Source organism: Pseudomonas sp. QC2, from assembly GCF_002859085.1.
Taxonomy (GTDB): Bacteria; Pseudomonadota; Gammaproteobacteria; order Pseudomonadales; family Pseudomonadaceae; genus Aquipseudomonas; species Aquipseudomonas petroselini.
On record NZ_PKKS01000003.1, the window covers coordinates 496,088 to 503,937 of the forward strand.

At 63.2% G+C, this 7,850-nt stretch carries 6 protein-coding genes; 3 read left to right on the forward strand and 3 right to left on the reverse strand.

Translation table 11 applies throughout. From position 1 onward, the window contains the following. Positions 1-106: 106 nt before the first annotated feature. From QCBJ_RS03830 to QCBJ_RS03840, 3 genes are read right to left on the reverse strand one after another with little or no spacing between them, the layout of a single operon-like run. Positions 107-1,618, reverse strand: coding sequence for a sugar ABC transporter ATP-binding protein (locus QCBJ_RS03830; RefSeq protein ID WP_102060162.1), 1,512 nt, complete (start codon positions 1,616-1,618; stop codon positions 107-109). Between the two features lie 14 nt (positions 1,619-1,632). Continuing rightward, positions 1,633-2,565, reverse strand: coding sequence for a sugar ABC transporter substrate-binding protein (locus QCBJ_RS03835; RefSeq protein ID WP_046034656.1), 933 nt, complete (start codon positions 2,563-2,565; stop codon positions 1,633-1,635). A 50-nt stretch (positions 2,566-2,615) separates the two neighbouring features. Next, entirely contained in the window at positions 2,616-3,623 is a 1,008-nt protein-coding gene (locus tag QCBJ_RS03840; RefSeq protein WP_012724867.1) for an ABC transporter permease, read from the reverse strand. A 363-nt stretch (positions 3,624-3,986) separates the two neighbouring features. On the opposite strand from QCBJ_RS03840, the gene QCBJ_RS03845 reads away from it, so the two are divergent. The 3 genes from QCBJ_RS03845 to QCBJ_RS03855 are packed head-to-tail and all read left to right on the forward strand — an operon-like array spanning position 3,987 to position 7,226. Further along, positions 3,987-4,823, forward strand: a complete 837-nt coding sequence (locus QCBJ_RS03845) for a transketolase (RefSeq protein WP_102060163.1) — start codon at positions 3,987-3,989, stop codon at positions 4,821-4,823. After that, the gene (locus QCBJ_RS03850) at positions 4,813-5,745 is read left to right on the forward strand and encodes a transketolase family protein (RefSeq protein ID WP_012724865.1); all 933 of its coding nucleotides are present in this window, start codon (positions 4,813-4,815) and stop codon (positions 5,743-5,745) included. The genes QCBJ_RS03845 and QCBJ_RS03850 overlap by 11 nt, the downstream gene beginning before the upstream one ends. A 5-nt stretch (positions 5,746-5,750) precedes the next feature. Then, complete coding sequence (locus QCBJ_RS03855) at positions 5,751-7,226, forward strand: FGGY family carbohydrate kinase (protein ID WP_102060164.1); 1,476 nt, start codon at positions 5,751-5,753, stop codon at positions 7,224-7,226. Positions 7,227-7,850: the final 624 nt, after the last annotated feature.

Sequence of the window (7,850 nt, forward strand, 5' to 3'; positions counted from 1 at the left end):
GGAGGGGGCTTGCTCCCGATGGCGGTGTATCAGTCATACTTTTTCAACTGAACCACCGCCATCGGGAGCAAGCCCCCTCCCACATTGGATCTTCATTGTTTGTGGGTTATGCAGTAGCCATTTCCATCACCGACACCGGGGTGGCCTCGCCACGCTCCAGGATCCCCATCTGCCGCCCCCGGCTCATCACCATCACCCGATGGGACAGGCCGAGCACTTCATCCAGGTCGGAACTGACCACGATCACCGCCATGCCCTTGGTCGCCAGGTCCGCGATCACTTCATAGATCGCCGCCCGTGCACCCACGTCGATGCCGCGTGTCGGCTCGTCAAGGATGAACACCTTGGGATTACGCGCCAGCCATTTGGCAATGATCACCTTCTGCTGGTTACCGCCCGACAAGCTGGAAATTCGCGACTGCGGCGCACCTTTCACCCCCAGCCGCGCCACCGCCGTGCGGGCAAATTCGCGCAGCGGGGCAGGGAACACCCAGCCGCGTTTATCCAGCAGGTCGGTGTTGCCGTAGATCAGGTTGTCTTCGATGCGATGTTCCACCACCACGCCTTGCTGCTTACGGTCTTCGGGCACCAGCACCACGCCGGCCTGGATCGCCTCAAAGGGCGAGCGCAAGTGGCGCACTTCGCCATCCAGCACTAAATGTCCTTGGATGTCCTGGGCCGCGCCAGCGATGGTGCGTACCAGTTCAGTCCGCCCGGCACCGACGACACCGGCAATGCCGAACACTTCACCGGCACGCACGCTGAAGTCGATGCCGTGCAAGGCGAATTCGCGGCAACTCAAATCCTTGACCTGCAACATCACCCGCTCTTGTGGCGCTTGCAGGGCAGGGAAAATCCGCTCCAGGCTGCGCCCGACCATCTGCTCCACCAGTTCGCGCACCGGCACTTGCGCGGTGGCGTGCAAGGCGATCTGGCGACCGTCGCGCAGCACCAGCACGCGGTCGGCGATGCGCGCGATTTCTTCCAGGCGGTGGCTGATATAGATAAACGACACGCCTTCGGCCTTGAGCCGTTCCACCTGCTTGAACAGCAACTCGGTTTCTTCCCCGCCCAAGGCAGCGGTGGGTTCGTCGAGAATCAACAGGCTGGCCTTGAGGGTCAGGGCCTTGGCGATTTCAACCAATTGCTGGGCCGCCACGCTCAGGCCTTCGACCTTGCGCGACGCCGGCACCTTGAGGCCCAGGCGCTCCAACTGGATCTGCGCCTGGGCCTCCATGTACTCGCGGTCCACCCGCCCGTGACGCATGGGCAGGCGGCCGACGAAGATGTTCTCGGCGATCGACAATTGCGGCAGCAGGCGAATTTCCTGGTGGATCAGGCCGATCCCTGCGCCCAGTGCCGCACCCGGTGAAGCCGGTGCGTAAGGCGCGCCGAGCCAGGTCATGCTGCCCCCGGCTTCAGGCTGTACCAGCCCGGCGATGATCGACGACAAGGTCGACTTGCCCGCACCGTTCTCGCCGAGCAGGGCCAACACTTCGCCGGGGCGAATGTCCACGTTGACCTGCGACAGTACCTGCACCGGCCCGTAGGCCTTGCTGATATTGCGCAGGCACAGCACCGCGTCGGCGCGGGTGGTGTCCAGGGCTGCTGCTTGCATGACGACCTCCAAGGCTACGGGTGCTGTTGCAGGAACGGCGCGACGTTTTCTTTGGTGGTCAGCACGGTGGGCAGCAGTTGTTCCTTAGGCACGTCTTTACCGGCTTTGAGGTCGATGGCGGACGCCACGGCCAGACGCCCCATTTTCTGGGTCTGCTGGGTCATGGTCGCGTTCAGCACACCGCTTTGCACCGCCTTGAGCCCGGCCACATCGCCGTCGAAACCGACCACCACCACCTTGTGATCGAGGTTGCCGACCTTCACCGCCTGGGCGGCGCCCAAGGCCATGGCATCGGCGCGGCCGAAGAACACCGTGATGTTCGGGTCACGCTGGAGCAGGTCCTGGGCCACGGCGAAGCCTTTGTCCTGGGCCCATTCAGCAGGTTGCTGGGCGACGATTTTGAGGTCCGGGAAGGCTTTCAAGCCTTCTTCGAAACCCTTGGCGCGATCATTCTCGGGGGTGGTGCCGAGCTGGCCTTGCAGGATCGCGATGCGGCCCTTGCCGTCGGTGAGCTTGCCGACGTATTCGGCCAGGGTCTTGGCACCGGCCACGCTGTCGCTGGCGATGAAGGTATCGCCCGGTGCATCGGGGGCGTTGCGGTCGACGGCGATCACCGGGATCCCGGCGGCCTTGGCGGCTTTCACCGGCACACCGGCGGCGGTGGCGCCGGCCGGAATGTAGATCAGCACATCGATCTGGCGGGTGATCAGGTCTTCAATCTGGCTGACTTGGGTGGAGGAGTTGCCCTGGGCATCCACGGTGATCACCTTGATGCCCTTGGCCTTGCCCTCGGCTTCCACCGATTGCTTGATCTGGTTGAAGAAGTCGGCCTGCAGGTTGGCCACGGCGAGGCCGATGGTCAGGTCCTTGGCCCAGGTGGTGCCGGCAGCGGTGAGGGTGGCGGCCGCGAGGGCGGTGGCCAACAGCAGTTTCTTGGGGCTGAACATGTCGGTGACTCCTGGTTTTATTGTTGGAGGGTGTCAACTGTCGAACAGGTTTAACGGGCAGTGCTGGAGCGGCGTCGCAGGGTATCGATGGTGACGGCGAGGGCGATGACCACGCCGATCACCACTTGTTGAATAAAGGGCGAAACACCGAGCAGGTTCAGACCATTGCGCAACACGCCAATGATCAGCACACCGACCAGGGTGCCGCCGATGCTGCCGACGCCGCCGCTGAGGCTGGCGCCGCCAATCACCACGGCGGCGATGGCGTCCAGTTCCAGGCTCAGCCCGGCGCTGGGTTGCGAGGAGTCCAGGCGTGCCGCCAGGGTCACGGCGGCGATACCGGCCAGCGCACCGCTGATGGCGTACACCCACAGGGTGATCGCGCGCACCTTGATGCCGGACAGGCGCGCCACTTCCGGGCTGCCGCCCATGGCATACAGGTTACGGCCGCCGGCGCGAAAGCGCAGGAACACCCAGGCCACCACCAGCATCACCAGGAACAGCCCGACGGTTGCCGACAGAAACCCAAAGTGACGCACCGTGGCCAGGCTGGTGAACCAGTCCGGGTAGCCGACAATCTGCCGGCCTTCGGTGAGGATGTTCGCCAGGCCACGCGCCACCGACATCATGGTTAGCGTGGCAATGAAGGGGGGCAGCTTGGCGTAGGTGATCAAGCCGCCGGACACCAGCCCCGCAAGCATGCCGCTGGCAATCGAGATGGGAATCGCAAAGCCCAGCGGCACCGCCTGATCCTGGTAAAGCCAACCGAGCATCATCATCGAGAAGGCCAGCACCGAGCCGACCGACAGGTCGATGCCGCCGATCACGATCACGGCGGTCATGCCGATCGCAAGGATGCCCAGCACCGTGACCTGATCAAGAATGTTCAGGCCATTGCGCAGCGAGAAGAAGAATTCGGAACTGAAGGAGAAGACCAGCACCAGCAGCACCAGGCCGATCAGCGGGCCGCCGATATTGCTGGGGAGCAGTTTCACCAACCGTGGGCGGTGGGGCGGCTTGAGTTCGGCCGGGTGCTGGACAATAGCTTTGGCGTCCACAGTGTTCTCCTGATTTATTTTTTTTGGAGTGCTTTCAAGCGCGTTGAATATTTATGCGTACTTGACTGTTAATTCAGATTCCAGTGACACCGTGTCAAAGTCAAGCGCTTAATTTTTCCAATATGCCTCTAGGGCGCCACTTTCACCCCGCGCAAAGCCACGGGATAGATAAGCGCGCGTGGGATTTTGGCCGTTTGTCCGAGGGGTATTTCCCGTTTTTATTTCATTTTTCCACCGGTCATTCACTTGACCTGCTGAACGTTCGGCGTCTAAATAGAAATATATTGTCATTGCTGAATAAATATTCAAAGACAGCTTTGCACACGTTCACCCCCGCGTGGTCAGCCTCAAAGGAGCCGCTGCATGAATGCCTTCCAGTACGACGCCCACCAGATCAAAGAACAGGCCCGCCTGATCCGGCGCCATGTGATCCGCCTGAATGCCGACTCACCGGCCGGCGGCCACACCGGGGCCGACCTTTCGGAAACCGATATCCTCGCCACCCTGTATTTCCGCATTCTCAATACCGGGCCGGAGCGTATCGAAGACCCTGAGCGCGATATCTATATCCAGAGCAAGGGCCACGGTGTCGGCGGCTTGTACTGCTGCCTGGCGCAGGCGGGCTACATTCCCGTGGACTGGCTGCCCACCTACCAACACTTCAACTCCCACCTGCCGGGCCACCCGGTGCGGCAGAAAACCCCCGGCATCGAACTGAACACCGGTGCCCTCGGCCACGGCTTGCCGGTGGCGGTAGGGCTGGCGTTGGCGGCGAAGATGTCCGGCAGCAAAAAACGCATCTACGTGCTGACCGGCGACGGTGAACTGGCCGAAGGCTCCAACTGGGAAGCGGCGATGGCTGCCGCCAAGTACGGCCTGGATAACCTGTTCGTGATCGTCGACAAGAACAAGTTGCAACTGGCGGGGTTGACGGCCGAGATCATGCCCCTCGACCCGCTGGATGTGAAATGGGCGGCCTTCGGCTTCCGTGTCAGCGAGTGCGACGGCAACGACGTGGGCCAGTTGATCGAAGCCTTGGAAAGCATGCAGGCCAAGACCGGCGTGCCCCAGGTGCTGATCGCGCACACCATCAAAGGCAAGGGCGTGTCGTTTATCGAAGCCCGTCCCGAATGGCACCACCGCGTGCCCAAGGGTGATGAAATCAACGCGGCACTGGAGGAGTTGAATCATGGCGAGTGAACATCTGGCGAGCGTCATGGTGGAGGCCTTTATTGCCGCCGTCGATGCCGGACTGGACGTGGTGCCGGTGGTCAGCGACTCCACCTCCACGGCCAAGATCGGCCCGTTTGCGCAGCGTTTTCCCGAGCGGTTGATCAATGTCGGCATTGCCGAGCAGTCGCTGGTCAGCGTCGCCGCCGGCCTGGCCCTGGGCGGCAAGATCGCCGCGACCTGCAACGCGGCGCCGTTCCTGATTTCGCGCGCCAACGAGCAGATCAAAGTCGACGTTTGCTACAACCAGGCCAACGTCAAAATGTTCGGCCTGAATGCCGGCGCCAGTTATGGCCCGTTGGCCAGCACGCACCACAGCCTCGACGATATCTCGGTGATGCGCGGCTTTGGCAATGTGCAGATTTTCGCCCCGGCCGACGCGATTGAATGCCGGCAGATCGTCGACTATGCGCTGCGCTACCACGGCCCGGTGTATATCCGTCTCGACGGCAAGGCCTTGCCGGACGTGCACACGGGCGACTATCAATTCGTGCCGGGGCAGGTGGATATCCTGCGCCAGGGCGCGGACGTGAGCATCGTCGCCCTGGGCTCGGTGGTGCATGAAGCGGTGGACGCGGCACGGGTTCTCGCGGAGCAGGGCATCCAGGCGCAGGTGATCAACCTGTCGTCGATCCGGCCGTTGCAGCGTGACGTCTTGCTTAGCGCCCTGAGTGGCACGCGGGCGGTTATCACCGTCGAGGAACACAATATCAACGGTGGCGTCGGCAGCCTGGTCGCCGAAGTGCTGGCCGAAGCCGGGCTGGGCATTGCCCTGGTGCGCTTGGGTATTGGTGATGGCGAATATGCCGCCGCCGGCGCCCGCGAACCGACCCGCGCCTTGCATAACATCGACGCGGCTGGGATTGTGGCGGCTGCCACTCGGTTGCGGTGAAGGCGATGACGAATAACACTCCGCTGATCCTGGCGATAGATGAAGGCACCAGCAACGCCAAGGCGGTGCTGGTCAACGAACGCGGGCAGGTGATTGCGCGGGGCTCGCGGCCGCTGAGCATCACCCATCCGCAGCCGGGGTTTTCCGAGCAGGACCCGCTGCTGATCTGGTACAGCACCCTGGCCGCCATCGAAGAATGCCTGGCCCAAGTGGACCGGCCGATCACCGCGCTGGCGATCAGCAACCAGCGTGAATCGGTGGTGGCCTGGGACCGGCATACCGGCGAAGCGCTGTCGCCGTGCATCAGTTGGCAATGCCGACGCTCCACCGCGTTGTGTGCCCAGTTGCATGAGCAGGGGTATGAGGCACTGATTCTGGACAAAACCGGCTTGGCGTTGGACCCGATGTTCTCGGCAGGCAAGTTCCGCTGGATTCTCGACCACCTTGAGGATGGCCACGCACGCGCCGCCGCCGGCAATATCTGCCTGGGCACGGTGGACAGCTGGCTGCTGTGGAAGCTCAGCGGCGGTCAGGTGTTCGCCACCGACTACTCCAACGCGGCGCGCACTCAACTGTTCAACCTGCACACCTGTGCCTGGGACCCGGTGCTGTTGGACCTGTTCCAGATTCCACTGGCCGCATTGGCGCCCATCCAGCCGAGCGCCGGCTTTTTTGCGGAAACCGTCGCGGCGGGTGGTTTGCCCGCCGGCATCCCGGTGATGTCGATGATCGGTGACTCCCACGCTGCGCTGTACGGGCAGGGCGGTTTTGCGCCGGGGCTGGTGAAAGCGACGCTCGGCACCGGCTCGTCGTTGATGACGCCCATGGGCGGCCCGATTGCCTCGACGCACGGGCTGTCCACCACCCTGGCCTGGCATGACGGCGGCCAACCGACGTTCGGTATGGAAGGCAACATCGTCCACACCGGCGCCGCCGTGCAGTGGGCTTCGCGCCTGGTGGCGGGGGAATCCCTGGATGTGCTCACCGAGCAGGCCGCGCAACTACCCGACAACGGTGGCGTGTATTTTGTGCCGGCGCTGTCCGGGCTGGGCGCGCCACACTGGCAGGCGGATGCACGAGGCTTGATCTGCGGGCTGACCGAGGCCACTTCCGGCGCGCATATCCTGCGGGCGTCGCTGGAGTCGATTGGGTATCAGATCCGGGATGTCTTCGAGGCCATGCAGCAGGACATCGGCAGCCCGTTGAAGGAGCTGTGGGTGGACGGCGGCGCGACGCGCAACCGTTGGTTGATGCAGTTTTTGGCTAACCTGTTGCAACGCCCGGTGGTGCGCAGCCTGTCGCCGGAGGTCTCGGCGCTGGGCGCGGCGCACCTGGCGGGGAGGGCGTTGGGGGTGTGGGTGAGTGATGAAGCGCTGGGCGCGCTGGAGCGGCAGCGGGAGCGGTTTGAGCCGCAGGATGATTGCGCGATGGCGGGGCGTTATTCAGCGTGGAAAAAGGCGCTGGCTCGGACACTGTTGTGACGTGTAGGCGCGTGCTCCCGGTTAGACCGCGATCCAAATGTGGGAGGGGGCTTGCCCCCGATAGCGGTGTGTCAGTCGATTCATCAGGTGACTGATTCAGCGCCATCGGGGCCTCGGTATCTACACCACTCTGGCTATGGCGCTGGACCTGTGGCGAGGGAGCTTGCTCCCGCCGGCTGCCTGACAGCCAAGCGCCATCTAACGGTTAGACCGCGATCAAAATGTGGGAGGGGGCTTGCCCCCGATAGCGGTGTTCCAGACGATTCATCAGGTGACTGATTCAGCGCCATCAGGGCATCGGTATCTACACCACTCTGTGTATGGCGCTGGACCTGTGGCGAGGGAGCTTGCTCCCGCTGGCTGCCCGACAGCCGAGCGCCATCTAACGGTTAGACCGCGATCCAAATGTGGGAGGGGGCTTGCCCCCGATAGCGGTGTTCCAGTCGATTCATCAGGTGACTGATTCAGCGCCATCGGGGCCTCGGTATCTACACCAATCTGGCTATGGCGCTGGACCTGTGGCGAGGGAGCTTGCTCCCGCTGGCTGCCCGACAGCCGAGCGCCATCTAACGGTTAGACCGCGATGCAAATGTGGGAGGGGGCTTGCCCCCGATAGCGGTGTGT

Excerpts from the sequence above, each read along its gene's own strand:
- QCBJ_RS03830 (WP_102060162.1), bottom strand. The coding sequence starts at position 1,618 with ATGCAAGCAGCAGCCCTGGACACCACCCGCGCCGACGCGGTGCTGTGC.
- QCBJ_RS03835 (WP_046034656.1), bottom strand. The coding sequence starts at position 2,565 with ATGTTCAGCCCCAAGAAACTGCTGTTGGCCACCGCCCTCGCGGCCGCC.
- QCBJ_RS03845 (WP_102060163.1), top strand. The coding sequence starts at position 3,987 with ATGAATGCCTTCCAGTACGACGCCCACCAGATCAAAGAACAGGCCCGC.
- QCBJ_RS03850 (WP_012724865.1), top strand. The coding sequence starts at position 4,813 with ATGGCGAGTGAACATCTGGCGAGCGTCATGGTGGAGGCCTTTATTGCC.
- QCBJ_RS03855 (WP_102060164.1), top strand. The coding sequence starts at position 5,751 with ATGACGAATAACACTCCGCTGATCCTGGCGATAGATGAAGGCACCAGC.